The organism is Rhizobium sp. Leaf371 (genome assembly GCF_001424045.1).
Taxonomy (GTDB): domain Bacteria; phylum Pseudomonadota; class Alphaproteobacteria; order Rhizobiales; family Rhizobiaceae; genus Ferranicluibacter.
The window spans coordinates 100,038-117,123 of sequence record NZ_LMQB01000002.1; the positions used below are offsets into that span (position 1 = coordinate 100,038).

General features: G+C 64.9%; 8 protein-coding genes. 3 read left to right on the forward strand and 5 right to left on the reverse strand.

Annotated elements, in window-relative coordinates:
* Positions 1-69: 69 nt before the first annotated feature.
* Together ASG39_RS05180 and ASG39_RS05185 are read right to left on the reverse strand one after the other, a co-directional pair.
* Positions 70-8,685 (reverse strand): glucoamylase family protein, encoded by an 8,616-nt coding sequence (locus ASG39_RS05180; protein ID WP_062593612.1) that lies wholly within the window; start codon positions 8,683-8,685, stop codon positions 70-72.
* Between the two features lie 495 nt (positions 8,686-9,180).
* Positions 9,181-10,074, reverse strand: coding sequence for a LysR family transcriptional regulator (locus tag ASG39_RS05185; RefSeq protein ID WP_062593614.1), 894 nt, complete (start codon positions 10,072-10,074; stop codon positions 9,181-9,183).
* A gap of 126 nt (positions 10,075-10,200) precedes the next feature.
* On the opposite strand from ASG39_RS05185, the gene ASG39_RS05190 reads away from it, so the two are divergent.
* Genes ASG39_RS05190 through ASG39_RS05200 form a run of 3 tightly spaced genes read left to right on the forward strand, consistent with a single transcriptional unit; the run spans position 10,201 to position 14,600 of the window.
* Positions 10,201-11,610, forward strand: a complete 1,410-nt coding sequence (locus ASG39_RS05190) for a VOC family protein (RefSeq protein ID WP_062593616.1) — start codon at positions 10,201-10,203, stop codon at positions 11,608-11,610.
* Complete coding sequence (locus ASG39_RS05195) at positions 11,607-13,043, forward strand: FAD-binding oxidoreductase (RefSeq protein ID WP_244481129.1); 1,437 nt, start codon at positions 11,607-11,609, stop codon at positions 13,041-13,043. The genes ASG39_RS05190 and ASG39_RS05195 overlap by 4 nt, the downstream gene beginning before the upstream one ends.
* Before the next feature lie 21 nt (positions 13,044-13,064).
* Positions 13,065-14,600, forward strand: a complete 1,536-nt coding sequence (locus ASG39_RS05200; RefSeq protein WP_062593618.1) for an aldehyde dehydrogenase family protein — start codon at positions 13,065-13,067, stop codon at positions 14,598-14,600.
* A 39-nt stretch (positions 14,601-14,639) separates the two neighbouring features.
* On the opposite strand, the gene phnN is transcribed toward ASG39_RS05200, so the two are convergent.
* From phnN to ASG39_RS05215, 3 genes are read right to left on the reverse strand one after another with little or no spacing between them, the layout of a single operon-like run.
* Positions 14,640-15,230 carry a phosphonate metabolism protein/1,5-bisphosphokinase (PRPP-forming) PhnN gene (gene phnN / locus ASG39_RS05205; protein WP_062593620.1) on the reverse strand — a complete coding sequence of 197 codons (591 nt, stop codon included), beginning with the start codon at positions 15,228-15,230 and terminating at the stop codon, positions 14,640-14,642.
* Entirely contained in the window at positions 15,227-16,369 is a 1,143-nt protein-coding gene (locus ASG39_RS05210; protein ID WP_062593622.1) for an alpha-D-ribose 1-methylphosphonate 5-triphosphate diphosphatase, read from the reverse strand. Before ASG39_RS05210 ends, phnN begins: the two co-directional genes overlap by 4 nt.
* Positions 16,369-17,076, reverse strand: coding sequence for a DUF1045 domain-containing protein (locus ASG39_RS05215; RefSeq protein WP_062593700.1), 708 nt, complete (start codon positions 17,074-17,076; stop codon positions 16,369-16,371). The genes ASG39_RS05210 and ASG39_RS05215 overlap by 1 nt, the downstream gene beginning before the upstream one ends.
* Positions 17,077-17,086: the final 10 nt, after the last annotated feature.

The window sequence follows — 17,086 nt, forward strand, 5'->3', positions numbered from 1 at the left end:
TCGCCGATATCGTTCAGGCTTCCTTGGTGGCCGGCCCCGGTTTGCCGGGGCCGGCTTTACCTTGAATGGCTAGAGCAAAACGCCATCATGCGCGTTTTTTGTGACAGTCGTATCAACCGTCACGTCAAACACACCATTATCGTCGCCGCTTCTCGCCACGGCAACCTCATGCACCTTGCCATCGATCGTCAGCCGGGCCTTGAAGCCTTGCCAGTCCGAGGGAAGGGCGGGATCGACGATCAGGCGGTCGCCTTCCTTGCGCAGGCCGAGAATGCCTTCGACGGCCACGCGATAGAGCCAGGCGGCCGAACCTGTGTACCAGGTCCATCCGCCACGACCGGTCAGGTCGCCATGGCCGTAGACGTCGGCGGCCACGACATAGGGCTCGACCCGGTAGACATTGGCGTCTTCGCGGTTCAGCGCATGGGTGATCGGGTTCAGCATCTGGAAGGCCTTCCAGGCGTCGTCGCCTCTCTTGAGGCGGGCAAGCGCCAGCACGACCCATGTGGCTGCATGGGTGTACTGACCGCCGTTCTCACGAACGCCCGGCGGATAGGCCTTGATGTAGCCCGGGTCCTGCTCGGTGCCGGACAGCGGCGGGGTAAACAGGCGGATCAGGCGATGTTCGTCGTCGGCAAGTTCCGCGAGCACCGCATCCATGGCCTGCTTGGCGCGGGCCGGGTCGCCTTCGCCCGAGAGCACGCTCCAGGACTGGGCGATCGAGTCGATGCGGCATTCGTCCGATGTGGCCGAGCCGAGCGGCGTGCCGTCGTCGTAATAGCCGCGACGGTAATGCGTGCCGTCCCAGCCGGCCGTTTCGAGCGCCTGCTTGAGCCGCTCGAGATGCGCGGTCCACGCCGTCACGCGGGCGCTGTCGCCGCGTGTCTGGGCAATGCCCGTGAAGGCGCGCAGGGTTGAGGCGAGGAACCAGGCGAGCCAGACGCTGGTGCCCCGGCCTTCGATGCCAACCCGGTTCATGCCGTCGTTCCAGTCGCCGCCGAGGATCAGCGGCAGGCCGTTCTCGCCGGTCCGCTTGATGGCGAGGTCGAGGGCCCGTGCGCAGTGCTCGTAGAGGCTTGCGGTGGTTTCCGAGACCTTCGGCTGGAAGAAGCTGTCATGCTGGCCGGGCTCGAGCGCCGCCCCTTCGATGAAGGGAATGGTCTCGTCGAGAATGTCCGTGGTGCCGGTCACCTCGCAGTAGTGCTGCGTGGCATGGCCGAGCCAGACGACGTCGTCGGAGATCAGCGTGCGCACGCCGGCGCCCGAACCCGGCAGCCACCAATGCAGCACGTCGCCTTCCGCAAACTGCCGGGCAGCCGCGTTGAGGATCTGCGCCCGCGCCAGTTCCGGCCGGTGCACGATGAAGGCCAGCGTATCCTGAAGCTGATCGCGGAAGCCGAACGCGCCGCTTGCCTGATAGAAGGCCGAGCGGGCGAGGATCCGGCAACCGAGACTCTGGTAGGGAAGCCAGCGGTTGACCAGGTTGTTGAACGCCTTGTCCGGGGTTTCGATCTGCACGACGCCGGTGAAGGCTTCCCAATAGGCGGTCGACGCTTCGAGCACCGCATCGAACGTGTCGGCCTTGGCGGCTTCCAGATGTTCGAGCGCCTGGGCGCGGTTGTCGCTGTCGCCCATGTAGAAGACGAGGTCGCGGGTTTCGCCCGGTTTCAGGGTGACGTCGAGCGACAGTGCCGCGCAGGCATCGCCATCGATGTCGGAGCTGCCGGTGAGAATGGCACCTTCGACCACGGCCTGCGGCGCGAGAATGCCGCCCGTGCGGCCGAGGAACTCCCGCCGGCTTGCCGTGAAGCTGGTCGGCGTCTCGCTGACCGCGAGGTAGGCGGTCCGTCCGGCATAGTCGATGCTGTAGGGGTTGGTCGCCGACATCATTCCCGCGACGTCGTCATAATGGCAGACGACGAAGGGCGCGGTCTTGGCGCGGTTGTTGCCCAGTACCCATTCGACATAGCCGTAGAGGCGCAGGCGACGGGCTTCCCCGGCGCCGTTCGTGAGGCGCAGGCGGGTGTATTTTACCGGCAGGGTGCGATGCACGGTCTGCGTGGCTTCCACCGTCAGGCCGTCCTGCACGCTGCTGAAGGTGGAGACACCCAAGCCATGGCGGGTTTCGAAGGTCACATCCCTGCGGCGCGAGAGCGCACCATAGGGGGTGACGACCGAGCCGCTGGTCATGTCCTTGATGAAGATCGCTTCCCCGGGACGGTTGCCGACGGGATCGTTGGTCCAGGACGTCAGCTGGTAATCGCGCGAATTGCGGCTCCAGGTGAAGGCCGAGCCTTCGGCCGAGACATGGAAGCCGAAGATGTCGTTGGAGATGACGTTGATCCACGGATGCGGCGTCGCCTCGCCACCGCGCAGACGCGTGACATATTCGCGGCCGTCGGTGGAGAAGCCGCCATAACCGTTCCAGAAGTCGAGGCCGTCGCCGGAAATCGTGGCGGGTGCGGCGTCGATCGCGATCGGTGCTGCCAGAAGCGGCACGGAGCCCACGGCCGGCTTGTCCTTCTTTATGCTCGGCGTCGAATAGAGGGCTTCGGCGCGGGCCATCTGGTCGGAGATCTTGCCGTTGCGGGCATGGAAGACCGCGCGCGAGGCCGACAGCAGCGCCGCCCATGTCTCGGCTTCCATGATGTCGCGGCGAACCGCGAAGACGTGCTGGCGCGCACCATCGGACTGGCTGCGCAGGCGCAGGTTTTCGCACATGCTGTCGATCGCATGCTGCATGTCCTGGGCGTAGGAGGCGGCACGCTCGTTGATGATCACCAGATCCGCGGTGACGCCGCGCGCGCGCATGTATTCCTGCGCGCGCAGGGCTTCCCGGGCGATGCCCATGTCCACATCGTCATTGATGCGGACGGTAAAGATCGGGAAGTCACCGGAAATCGACAGGGGCCACAGGGCCGATTGCGGCCCGAGACCGGCGCGGACGGTGGTCGTGTCCGCGCGCAGCTGCATGTCGGGATAGACGAGGTAGCGGCCAAGGATCTGGAAGCTTGCCGCCTCCTGCGAGGTTACGCCGACATGGCGCATCTGCACCTGGCTGCGCGTCCACGCATGGATCATCTCATGGCTGAAGCTGTCGGGGTGGCGATAGCGCTCGACGGCGCGGTCGATATCGGACCCGTTCGGTGCCGCGATCGTCCAGAAGATGACGCTGACCTTCTTGCCGGCGGGAACCCGCACGGTGCGGCGAAGCGCCATGACGGGATCGAGCGTGAATCCGGATGTGCCGGAGAGGCTGACATCGCCATCGAAGGCGCGGGCTTCCGCCAGTGTGCGGCCTTCGCCGATAAAGCGGCGGCGGTCGGTTTCGACCTCCGTCGGCCGGTCGGTGCCGGCATTGTCGACAATCAGGTGCGCGACCTGCATGTCGGGCTCGCTCGGCGTGCGCTTGTTGCGCATCACGCGGATCAGATCGCCCCGTGCGTCGATTTCCGTCTTGAGGAACATCTTGGCAAACAGCGGATGCGCATTGTCGGTGTCGTCGGTCGTCAGGACCGGTTCGGCATAGGAGGTCACTTCGATGAAGCGGTCTTCCGAGCCGGTGTTGACGAGCGTGACGCGCCGGCCTTCGGCATCGTGCTCGGTCGCGACGATGACCTCGACCTCACTGGTGAGATCGCCGACGATCTTGATGAACTCGGCCTTGTCGTCGCCAAACCGGGTCGTCGCCTTCTCGCCGTCCGCACGGCGCGGCTCGGCGGTTGCCGACCACCAGTCGCCGGTGGCGGTATCGCGCAGGAAGATGAAGGTCCCCGTGCGGTCCTCGACCGGGTCCGGCTTCCAGCGCACGACGGTCTGTCCGTTCCAGCGGGAGTAACCGGAGCCGACGGCGGTCAGCATGATCGCGTAATGGCCGTTGGACAGGAACACGGTTTCGCGGTCCTTGGCGATCGGATTGGTGACGACGCGAACCTCGGGGCGAAGCAGGTCTTCCTGACCCTTGCCCAGCGCTTCCGGTTCGCGCTTGGCATTGATGATCGGAATGTCCCGCGGCGCCTTTTCCTGGAGCAGGAGTTCGGCGGCCTCGATGACCGGATCGGCGTGGAACCACTCGCGCAGGCGGCCATTGAAGACCACGTTGGCGACGGCGGCGATCGACATGCCATGGTGGTGGGCATAGTAGTTGCGCACGACGGCGCAGGTCTTGCCTTCGGGAACGCGGGTCGGGGTGAAGTCGACCGAGTCGTAGAAGCCGTACATGCCCAGCGCGCCGAAGCCACGCAGACGCTCCAGGTTGGAGAGTGCCGCCTTCGGATCGTACATGCTTGCGAGGATCGAGGCGTAGGGCGCGATGACGGCATTCTGGCCGAGGCCGCGCTTCAGGCCGAGCGAGGGTACGCCGAAGTTGGTGTACTGATAGGTCAGTTCATGGTCGCGTGCATTGAACGCGGCTTCCGAGATGCCCCACGGCGTGCCGAGACGGCGACCATGGTTCATCTGCTCGCGCACGATCAGGTTGTTCGTCTGGTTGAGGATGCCGCCCTGGCGTTCCTGCATGACGAGCGGGGGCATCAGATATTCGAACATCGAGCCGGACCAGGAGACCAGCGCGCCGCGCGCGCCGATCGGCACGACCGGACGGCCGAGCTTGTACCAGTGCTCCGTCGGAAGGTCGCCCTTGGCGATCGCAAACAGGCTGGTCAGGCGGCATTCGGAGGCCAGAAGATCGTAGCAGGCTTCGTCGAGCTCGCCGCTGTTGACGCGGTAGCCGATCGAGAGCAGGCGGCGCTCCTTGCGGAAGAGGAAGGTGAAGTCCATCGAGAAGGCGATGTCGCGGCTGCGGTTGCGCAACACGACGAGGCGCTGGCGCAGGGCATCGATGGCACCGAGATCGAAGGTGCTGTCGGCGATATGCGCTTCGCAGGTCTGGACCAGAAGGCTCGCCCACTTGACGACTTCGCCGCTCGCGCCGCTCTTGACCTCGTGGTCGAGGTTCAGCGAGAGTTTCTGGATGTCGCGGGCAAGGACCGAGAGGTTGATGACGCGGATCGAGGCGAACTCATGCTCGCGCTTCACCGCCTGCAACGCGCTCTGGAAGCCGATCAGGCGTTCCTCGATGCGGCGGCGCAGCGGGCGAACCGTCTTGCGGTCGTCGGGAAGAGCGGCCAGCATTTCGGCAAGGATCGACGCCACGTCGCCGATGCCGTCCAGGCTGCCCTGCACGTGAGCGGAAGGCGCTTCCGCCCATTCGCGGCACATGGAGGAGACGGCGATGAGATGGCCGGCAAGGTTGCCGCTGTCGACAGCCGAGATGTATTTCGGCTCCATCGTTTCCAGGCGGTTGGTCGTGTACCAGTTGAACAGATGGCCGCGATATTTCGGCATGCCATCGACGGTCGCGATGGTTTCCTCAAGCCGGCGGATGGTTTCCTCGAAACCGATCCAGCCGAAATCGCGGGCCGACATGACCGAGAGCAGGTAGACGCCGATATTGGTCGGAGACGTCCGTTCCGCAAGGATCGGATGCGGGATTTCCTGGAAGTTGTCCGGCGGCAGGAAGTGCTGCTCGGCGGTGACGAAATCCTCGTAGAAGCGCCAGGTGCGGCGCGCGATCTTGCGGAACTCGGCCTTCACCTCATCGGAAACGTCAAGCTGGTCCTCGGTTTCGGCCGACTGGCTGACCAGCCAGGCAATGGCGGGAGACAGGGCCCAGAGAACGGCAAAGGGAATGCCGATGAAGGGCAGGCCGGTGGCCGAAACGGCGGCCAGTCCGAGCGAGACCACGGCGATGACCGGCGCGATCCACATGGCGCGGTAGTAGTCGAGCACGGAGCCGGTCGCAGCACTCTGGACCTGTGCCGCCGTGCGCCATTCCAGCATCAGCTTGCGGCTGACGAAGGTGCGGTAGACGGCACGGGCGATCGCATCCGCCATCATGCCGGCGGAATGGGCGATGAACACGATGCGCAGCGCGACCTGCGCATTGGCGGCGCTGATTTCCGACAGGACGGCATGGAAATGGGCGCGGGCGACGATGTCGTTGCGTCGCGGCATCAGGCCGGAGATGAGCGACAGGGTAGGAGCGACGAAGAGCGAGAAGATCAGCACGACCTGCCAGATCAGCGCCTGCGTCGGTTCCATGTAGTACCAGCCGAGCACGGACGCGATCAGCCAGGCGACGGGGATCAGCGAGCGGCGCAGGTTGTCGTACATCTTCCAGCGGCCAAGCATGGACAGGCCGTTCGAGGGGCTGAAGATATAGGGAAGGAGCTGCCAGTCGCCCCGCGCCCAGCGATGCTGGCGCGAGGTCTCGACCTCGTAGCGGGTGGGGAAGTCCTCGACCAGCTCGACGTCCGTCACCAGCGCGCAACGCGCGAGCGATCCTTCGAGAAGGTCGTGGCTAAGAACCGCGTTCTCGTCGATACGGCCTTTGATCGCCGCCTCGAAGGCGTCGACATGGTAGAGACCCTTGCCGGTGAAGGTGCCTTCCGAAACGATGTCCTGATAGACGTCCGACACGGTGAAGACATAGGGGTCGATGCCGCGATTGGCGGAGAAGATGCGCTGGAAGGACGAGGCTTCGCTGCCGGTCGTCAGCGACGGGGTCACGCGCGGCTGCAGGATCGAGTAGCCCGACAGGATCTTCTGGTTCTTGGCGTCGATCACCGGACGGTTGATGGGGTGGTACAGCTTGCCGACAAGCTTGGTGACGGCATCGCGCATCAGGCGCGTGTCGCTGTCGAGCGTCATGACGTACTGGACGTTTTCCGGCACCTTGTCGGCGCCGGCGATGAACGTCGTGTCGCGGTCGCCACGCAGGAGAAGGTTGAGCTCGTGCAGCTTGCCGCGCTTGCGTTCCCAGCCCATCCACGCGCCTTCGCCCTCGTTGTAGAGACGGCGGCGGTGCAAGAGATAAAAGCGGGTGCGGCCATCATGCGCGTAGCGCTTGGAGAGCGTCGCGATCTCGCCCTTGGCATAGTCCAGCACGTCGAGGTCCGCGTTCGTTTCCTCGGTCTGGCTGTCGGCCCAATCGCTGACCAAGGCGAAATAGATCTCGCCCTTGGGGTTTGCGAGGTAATGAACCTCGATATTGCGAACGAGTTCATCGACGTGATCGCGCTTGGAGATCAGGCAGGGGACGACGACGAGGGTGCGGGCGTCTTCGGGAACGCCGGAGAGGAACTCGTATCCGACCAGTCGCGACGGGGTCAGGAAGAAGGTCACGACGGTGTTGAAGAGGCCGGCCGCACCTTCCGAGGCGGGCAGGGCGAAAAGCAGCAGGATGATCAGCTTGGCGCCGGTCGGCATCTCCATCGGGCTGATGAAGTCGTAGACGAGCACCATGGCAAGGATGGTCAGAAGGATATTGGGCAGGGCGATGGCGAGCCAGCCCATGCGGCGCGCGATGCGCACCACCGACTGGACGAGCGTCGGCCGATAGCCGATCGCCTCCTCGAAGGCATCCGTCCGGTTGCCGACCAGGAAGTCGCCGACATTGCTGGAATGGGTCTGGATATCGTCCGATACGGCCTCCGTGCCCGTCCGGTTCTCTGTCCCGTCCTCCGGCACGAGCGCGTCCGACGACGTGCGGGTCGGCACGGCACGGGTTCCAGCGATCGTCTCGCTGGCTGGCGCGTCTGCGGCACCACCTGCAGCCATGGCGATCGCGCGCTGGGTGACGTCCAGCTCTGTCAGGCCGGAGCGCTTGGCGAGCCGTTCGATCGTCGTGCGGTACTTGTTGCGCGAGCCGAAATCGAGCGACATGTAATCGGAATGCTCGCGCAGCTCGGCATCGAGCTTGCTGACGCTTTCGAACCAGACGGCCCAGTCATTGTCGTCGATTTCGCGGAGCGAGCGGATGATGTTGCTCATCGTCGCGTTGCCGGACGACAGGCGGTTCTGTTCGGCGACCAGGGCGGCCTCGACATCGCTGCCGCGCTTTTCCAGTTGCTCCTCGAGCCAGGCGATCACGACGCGGCCGCTCTGCGAGCCGTCGCGCAGGCGGTAGAGAAGCTGGGCGACGAAGGAGTTGTCGGCCGTCAGGTCTTCATAGTCCTTGAGAAGCGTCGCGGATTTGTCCGGATCGCTCAGGCGGACGATCTGGTCGGCGACATCGTTCGCCTTGTTGCGCATGGCCCGCGAGCGTTCGACGCGGATGGCGATGCGACGCAGATTTTCGATCAGGATGAAGCGCAGGATGGAGGGGAGGGCCCAGAGCTCACCGATCTTGAACGTGGCGTGCTCGTGGAAGCCTTCGACCATGGCGGTCAGGCTCTCGCGCGAAACGGTGGAATGCGTGTGGGCCGTATAGAGCCAGGCCAGCGCCATGGTGCGGGGAATGGACGAACCGGCGACGGGCATCGTCGGCAACTGGCGATAGAACTTCCGGGGGAAGTCGCGCCGCACCTCCTGAATCGCCTCTTCCACGACATAATGGTTGTCGAGCAGCCATTCCGCCGCCGGCGTGATGGTGGCGCCGCCTTCCACGTCGGCCGCCGTGATCTTGTAGACCCGGAAGATCTCGCCTTCGTTCTCGCGATGACGCTGGTGAAACTCGAACGGGAAGAAGCTCGGCAGGCTCGTTGCGCCATCCCGTGCCAGTGCTGCCCCTGCCGCCCGAAGTTCGTCGTTCGTGAAATAGGTCGAACGGATCGAGTCGTTGGTGTCGAGGAGGGCGGGCTGGGCTTCGCGCGGCGAGGTCGTGTGTGTTTCTTGCAGGGCCATGGAGGGGGTTCTGGATCCAACCGTTGAGTTAAGATGAGGCGACTGTACGGGGCACAGTCGGTCGGCGTGAGGCGTGGCCTCTCATTCGGGCGCTTTCACGGCGCCGGTATCGTTTGCAGCTATACCACCGCCGGGAGAGACCGGCTTGGGCAATCCGCCACCACCATAACGCCGCTCCGCAGGACGCGGTTTGCAGAGACGATCTCCGCTGCCGACCGGCGAGAGGACCGATCGGATGTGCGGAAACTGAATTTAAGGCTTTGTTTTCTAGCGGGATGCCGGTGCGCTTGCAAGGTAAAGCGCGGCTTCGGCATGGCTTGAAACCGGTCTGGACGCCGGACGGGGACAGGCGCGGTCAAAGATGTTTTCGGATGAAATTCGATGACCGCCACCTCCCGGGCTCGAAGCGAAGCATGGCCGTTCTCTCGGCGCGACAACGCGGCTCAGGGAATTTTGTTCCGTAAGCCATGCACAAAGTTCCGCCGTCACGTCACATCACGTGACCTGGCCCATGATCCAGTCCCGGAAGGCGAGGCCCGCCTGGTTCTCCATCTTTCCTTCGGGCACGACGAGGTAATAGCTGTTCTCGGTCTTCATCGGCCGGTCGAACACCACGACAAGACGTCCGATGGCCAGTTCGTGCTCGATCAGATAGCGCGGCAGGAGCGCGAAGCCGAGCCCGGCGATCGCGGCTTCGATCACCATGGCGAACTGGTCGAAGCGGCTGCCGCGATAGGCGCTGCGCGCCGTCGTGCCGTTCGCCTCGAACCATTCCGCCCACATTTTCGGCCGGGTCGCGAGATGGAGCAAAGGTGCCCCGTCGAGATCGACAGGGGCACCGGCTGGATGCTGCGCGAGAAGCTCGGCGCTCGCCACGGGCACGATGACTTCGCTGCAGAGATAGTCGCAGATCGCATGCGCCCAGACCGGTTGGCCGTAGTGAATGGCGACATCGAAGTTTTCTTCTGCAAAGTCGAATGGCTGCGACCTTGCCGCGATGTTCAGGATCGTATCGGGGTACAGGCGGAGAAAGTCGGAGAGGCGCGGCGTCAGCCAGCGACTGCCGAAGGTCGGCAGCGTCGCGATCGACAGGGCATTGTCGGACCGGGCGGCACCCATGGCCCGCACCATCAACTCCTCCGATTGGCGCAGCAACCGGCGCACCTCGGGCAGAAACTTCTGTCCGGCATCCGACAGGATGACCCGCTGGCGGATGCGCTCGAAGAGCAGCACGCCGAGCTGGCTTTCAAGATCCTTGATCTGGCGGCTGACGGCGCTCTGGGTGAGGCTGAGTTCGGCCGCGGCCTGCGTGAAGCTGCCATGACGTGCGGCGCATTCGAACGCCTGCAGCGTGGCGATGTCGGGAACCAGTCGTCGGCTCAACTTCATTCCGCCCCCGCATGATCATAGTCAAAACAGTCGCAATCAAAGCGCATTTCGGGGTAGTATCATACGAAACCAGAATGATCAGCGCGCCACATCCTATCGTGACGCCATATCGTGAGGCAAGCTGCCATGACCGAGACGACCTTCGTTCAGAACGACGACATCCGTTCCGCCTTTTCCGCCGCCATGTCGGCCATGTACCGCACGGAAGTGCCGGCCTATGGCACGCTGATGGATCTCGTCGCCGAGGTGAACGGAGAGGTGCTGTCCTCGCATCCGGATCTTGCCGAGCGGCTTGCCGAAACCGATGCGCTGGAACGGATTTCGCAGGAGCGACATGGCGCCATCCGGCTCGGGACGCCTGCCGAACTCTCGATGATGCGGCGCGTCTTCGCGGTCATGGGCATGTTCCCGGTCGGCTATTACGACCTCAGCACCGCGGGTGTTCCGGTTCATTCCACGGCGTTCCGTCCCGTCGGTGCGAAGGCGCTGAGCCGCAACCCCTTCCGCGTCTTCACCTCGCTGCTGCGGCTCGACCTGATCGACGACGCGGACCTGCGGGCCGAAGCCGAGCGCGTGCTCGAGACGCGCGCGATCTTCACCCCCACTGCTGTCGCGCTGACCGAAAAGGCCGAGAGCGAAGGCGGGCTTGACGCTGAGGACGCCGCCGCTTTCGTCGAGGCGGTGCTCGAGACGTTCCGCTGGCACGACAAGGCGATCGTCGATGCGGGTCTCTACAAGCGTCTGCACGATGCGCATCGCCTGCTTGCCGACGTCGTCTCGTTCAAGGGGCCGCATATCAACCATCTGACGCCGCGCACGCTCGATATCGATGCGGTGCAGGCGCGCATGCCGGAGAAAGGCATTGCGCCCAAGGCCGTCATCGAAGGCCCGCCGACGCGGGCCTGCCCGATCCTTCTGCGCCAGACGTCCTTCAAGGCGCTGGACGAGCCGGTCTCCTTCCAAGACGGGACCGGCGCCTGGGTCGCGGGCTCGCACACCGCCCGTTTCGGGGAGATCGAACAGCGTGGCATCTCGCTGACGCCGAAGGGGCGGGCGCTTTACGATGCCCTGCTCGACCGCTCGCGCAACATTGTCCGCCCGGCAGCCGACGGCTCCAACGCCGCGGCCTACGAGCAGGCGCTTTCGGATGCGTTCAAGGATTTTCCCGACACGTGGGCGGGTATCCGCGCGGAGGGTCTCGGCTATTTCACCTACAGCCTGACGGATGCGGGCCGGCGCGCCGATATTTCCGGCGATCTCGACACGCTCCTTCGCGACGGGCTCGTGCGGTTCGATCCGATCGTCTACGAGGACTTCCTGCCGGTGAGCGCGGCCGGCATCTTCCAGTCGAACCTTGGCGATGCCGCCGCGCAGGATTTCTCCGCAAGCCCCAGCCAGCAACAGTTCGAGGCCGATCTCGGCCAGGCGGTGTTGAACGAATTCGACCATTATGCCGAGATCGAAGCGGCATCCATCGCAGCCTGCCTTGCCGGCATTTCGGGACAGACGACATCGCGCGCCGAGGCGGCAGAGTGACCGTGCGCGTCGTTCTGGGCGACGAGCATGTGCAGGCGCTGACGGCGTTGGTGGGCGAGCGCGGTTTCGTGTTAGACGCCGGCGACATGGCAGCCTACGAGACCGGCGCGCGTTACGATGCCGGCCGGGCGCTGGCCGTCCTGCGGCCGCGGACGACGGAAGAGGTGTCGGCCGTTCTTTCCTATTGCGTGCGACATGGCCTGCCGGTCGTGCCGCAATCGGGCAATACCGGGCTCGTCTCCGGCTCGACTCCGGACGCGGCCGGCGGGCAGGTGGTGCTCAGCCTCGACCGGATGACCGGGCATTTCGTGCTCGATACCGACAACCGGTCGCTGGAGGCCGATGCCGGTCTGCTGCTGTCGGACGTCAACCGGCGGCTGGAGGCGTCCGGCCTGTTCTTTCCGATCGACCTTGGCGCCGATCCGCGCCTCGGCGGCATGATCGCCACCAATACCGGCGGCTCGCGCTTCCTGAAATATGGCGATGTCCGGCGCAATGTGCTGGGGCTGACGGTGGTGCTGGCCGATGTCGAGGGGACGATCCTCGAATTCGGGCAGGCGCTGCGCAAGAACAACACGGGCGTGGACTGGAAGCAGCTTTTCATCGGCACGTCCGGCGTGTTCGGCGTCGTCACCCGCTGCGTGCTCAATCTGGAACGCCTGCCGCTGCAGACCGCAACCGCCTATCTTGTGCCGGCAGGGCCGGAGTCGGTCATGCCGCTTCTGCGACGGATGGAAGAAAGACTGGGCACGACCCTGTCGGCCTTCGAGGGCATGTCGCGCAATGCCATCTCGGCGGCGCTCGATCATGTGCCGTCGCTGCGCAACCCGTTCCAGAACGGCGAAATCCCGGACTATGTGATCCTCGCCGAGGTCAGCCGGACGTGGCCGACGCGCGAAAGCGAGGAGCCTCTGGGCGATATGCTCGAATCCGTGCTGGCCGAAATCTTCGAGACGGAGGAGGCGCCGCTCGCCGATGCCTTCATCGGCCCAGCGAATGAAATGTGGGCTTTGCGGCATGCTCTGTCGGAAGGCGTCAAACAGTCCGGCCGCCTCATCGCCTTCGACGTCGCCTTTCGTCGCGGGGATATCATGGCATTCTGCGAGCGGATGAAGCGCGACATGCCGGAGCGCTTTCCGCAGGCGCGGATCTGCGATTTCGGCCATATCGGCGATGGTGGGGTCCACCTCAACATCGTCTTCCCGCGGGACGCGGAAGGACTCTCCGACGGTTCGCTGGAAACGGCGCTTCGTGACTGGGTCTATGCCGTCGTCGTCGAGGATTTCGCCGGCAGTTTCAGCGCCGAGCATGCCATCGGCCGCAAGAACCAGCACTATTACGATCTCTATACGCCGCAGAAGATCAAGGACATGGCCTGCGGCCTTCTCCCCCTCACCTCGCCCGGCGGGCTCGGCACCGTTCGCTTCGGCTGATACAGTTTCAGGAGTTAAACCATGAATATCGCCCACAAGCCACTCGACGTGGTTGCAGAAACGGGTCGGTTGCTCGGCCTTCTCGGCGTCGATCCGTCCCTTCACACCGGCGGCGACATGGCGTCCTTCTCCCCGGTAACGGGTCAGGAGATCGCGCGCCTGAAAACCATCTCGGCAGACGAGACTGCCACGCGGATCGAGGCGGCGCACGAGGCCTTCAAGGCCTGGCGGCTGATCCCCGCGCCGCGCCGCGGCGAACTCGTCCGCCTGCTTGGCGAGGAGCTTCGCGCGCACAAGGCCGATCTTGGCCGCCTCGTGTCGCTCGAGGCCGGCAAGATTCCGTCCGAGGGTCTCGGCGAAGTGCAGGAGATGATCGACATCTGCGATTTCGCTGTCGGCCTCTCCCGCCAGCTCTATGGCCTGACGATCGCGACCGAGCGCCCGGGCCACCGGATGATGGAAACCTGGCATCCGCTCGGCGTCATCGGCGTCATCTCTGCCTTCAACTTCCCGGTCGCCGTCTGGGCCTGGAACTCGGCGCTCGCCTTCGTCTGCGGCAATGCCGTGGTCTGGAAGCCGTCGGAAAAGACGCCGCTGACGGCGCTGGCCTGTCAGGCCGTTCTCGAAAAAGCCATCAAGCGGTTCGGCGCTGACGCACCGGCCGGCCTGTCGTCCGTGCTGATCGGCGACCGGGGGATCGGCGAGGTTCTGGTCGATCATCCCAAGGTGCCGCTCGTGTCTGCCACCGGCTCCACCCGCATGGGCCGCGATGTCGGTCCGCGGCTGGCCAAGCGCTTCGCCCGCGGCATTCTGGAACTCGGCGGCAACAATGGCGGCATCGTCTGCCCGTCCGCGGATCTCGACATGGCGCTGCGCGCCATCGCTTTCGGTGCCATGGGCACGGCCGGCCAGCGTTGCACGACGCTGCGGCGGCTGTTCGTGCACGACAGCGTCTATGACGCCCTGCTGCCGCGCCTGAAAAAGGCCTATGGCAGCGTGTCCGTCGGCAATCCGCTCGAAAGCACGGCCCTCGTCGGCCCGCTGGTCGATCGCCCGGCTTACGAGGGCATGCAGAAGGCGCTTGAGGACGCCAAGGCGCATGGCGGCAGCGTGACAGGTGGCGAGCGTGTCGATCTCGGCCACGCCGAAGCCTATTACGTGAAGCCGGCGCTGGTCGAAATGCCGGAACAGGCAGGCCCCGTGCTCGAGGAAACCTTTGCGCCGATTCTGTACGTGATGAAGTATAGCGACTTCGACACGGCGATTGCGGCCCATAATGCTGTCGCGGCCGGCCTGTCCTCCTCGATCTTCACCCGTGACCTGCAGGAATCCGAGCGGTTCCTGTCGGCCGACGGATCGGATTGCGGCATTGCCAACGTCAATATCGGCACGTCGGGTGCAGAAATCGGCGGCGCGTTCGGGGGTGAAAAGGAAACCGGCGGTGGTCGCGAATCCGGCTCGGATGCTTGGAAGGCCTATATGCGTCGGGCGACCAACACGGTGAACTATTCGAAGGCGCTGCCGCTCGCCCAGGGCGTGTCGTTCGACATCGAGTAAACAGAACAACGGATGAGGGCGCGTTGACGCCCTTATCCGTCAACTGGCTTCGGCCTTCGCCAAGGACAGCACGAAGGCGGCGAAGCGCTCGCCGGCCTCTTCCAGCGGGCCGCTATTGTCGATGGTGGTCAGATGCGGATCGCTTGTCATATCCGGCACCTGGCGGGCGAGCCGCTGGCGGATCTCGGCCTCGCTTTCCCGCGCGCGGGCGATCAGACGGGCGGCGATGACCTCCGGCGACGCAACGATATTGACGACCGCTACGCGCGGAAATGCCTCCCGAAATTTCTCAAGCACGGCGCGGCTGCCATTGGCCACGAGCGTGCGTCCGTCCTTGAGTTTGGCGTGGCATGCGGCGGGAATGCCGTAGTGAAGGCCGTGGGCCTCCCAATGCACGGCAAACGCACCCTGCTCGGCACGGGCGCAAAACGCCTCGGGCGAAATGGCTTCGTGATCCTCGCCCCCGGCATCGTGCGCGCGCGTGATCACGCGGCGCACAAGCTCCACCTCGGTCGATCTCGTCTTCAGCCGGGTCATGGCATAATCGATGACGCTGTCCTTGCCGGCGCCGCTCGGGCCGACGACGACGATCATGGCGCCGGTGCCGCCTGTCGGGTGATCCGGGGTCATGCGACACGCCGCCCCTTGCGCCAGACGGAGCGGACGATGGGAACGCCACGTGGGCGCTCGACGCGCACGAGGTCGGCGCGGCGACCGATCGCGATCCGTCCCCGATCTTCCAGACCGACCGTGCGGGCGGGATTGTCGCTGACGAGCGCGATCGCTTTTTCCAGGCCGAAGCCCTCGATCGCATCGGCGAGCAGAAAAGGCGCGTGGATAAGGCTGAAGGGCACATAGTCGGAGGAGAGCACATCGAGCACGCCGCGCTCGGCAAGATCACGCGCAGCAATGTTGCCGGAGTGCGAGCCGCCGCGAACGACGTTCGGCGCGCCCATGAGAACGCTGAGGCCGGCGTCGTGCGAGAGGTCGGCGGCCTCCAGGCTGGTCGGAAATTCCGCCAGCCTGACGCCGAGGTCGATCGATTCTTCCACATGGGCGACCGTGGCATCGTCGTGGCTGGCGATCGGGATGCCGCGGGCGGCGCAGAGCTCGGCAAGCGCGATGCGGTGGCGGGCGGAATTGCGTTCCGACAGCGCCAGCTGCTTCTCGACATAGATTGCGAAAGCCTCGTCCGAGAGGCCACGCTTGATCTTGTAATAGAGGATGTACTGATCCATCGTCTGGAACTGGCGCTGGCCCGGCGCGTGGTCCATCAGCGAGACGAGACCGACCTTCGGATCGTCGCGGAAGGCGTCGAACTGGTCGAGCACATTGTCGGTCGAGACCTCGCAGCGCAGGTGGATGCGGTGATCGGCGCGCAGCCGGTTCTCATGCTCGGCCTCGGCCAGCGCATCGGCCATGGCGCGCATCTCGCCGGTGGCAAAGCCATCGTCGCCCTCCGCCGATCCCATGCGCAGACAATCGAAGACGGTGGTGATGCCGGAGGTGACGATCTGCGCGTCATGCGCCTGGATCGCCGCCATCTTCATCCAGCGCAGGCCCGGACGGGGGGAATAATGCGTTTCCAGATGGTCGGTGTGCAGTTCGACCAGGCCCGGAATGAGGTAATCGCCCTCGAAGTCTTCTCCGGTGTGCAGCGATCCGGTCGAGATATCGGCAATCTCGCCGTCGCGAACGAGGACGGATCCCTTGACGATTTCATCCGGCAGAACAATGCTGGCATTGGTGAAGATCTGCTCGATGGCCATCATTTCTCTCCTTCGATCGCGGCATCGCCCAGCGGCATCAGCGAGTGGACGGTAAAAGGGCTGCCGCGCTTCGGCTCGATGAAGAGCGCAAGCGCGGTCACCGGCAGCGGCTTTCCGAGGAAACCGGCAAAGGCCTCTTCGAGTGCGGTGCGCATGGCCGGGCGCCGATCCTCCGGAACCTTGCCGGTCAGCGTCATGTGAAAGCGAAACGCGTCGAAGACATAGGGATAGCCCCAGGTTTCGAGATTCCGCCGCTCGGCCGGCGGCAGCGTCTCCGGCTTGCGCCGCTCCATGTCTTCGGGCGACAGGGCTGCCCGGAAGGGCTCGAACCGCCGCACGGTTTCGGCGGCAAAGCTTGCAAGCGCATCCGACGGCGCACCGGGAACGAGCGCGAAGAAAGGCCCGAGCTGTCCGAGCGTCAGGGACGGGATCTCGAACGGCTCGCTTTCGGCGGAGAACTCGTCCAGCGCTGCCAGCAGCTCGGCTTCCGTGCGGCCGGGCGCAAGTTCGAAGGGCGCCTTCAGCGTGGCGTGAAAGCCGTAGCGCCGTGGGTCTGCCGTCAGCGTGCCCAATTCCTCCGTCGAGAAACCGGGGACCTCGGGCGTCGGCACGCGACCATCGAGAAAGGCATCGCGGGAGAGCCAGGCTGATGCAGCCAGGGTCAGCGCCTCGTCTTTGGGGGGCGTGAAGTAAAGGGCGTAGCGCATCGCATCCTCA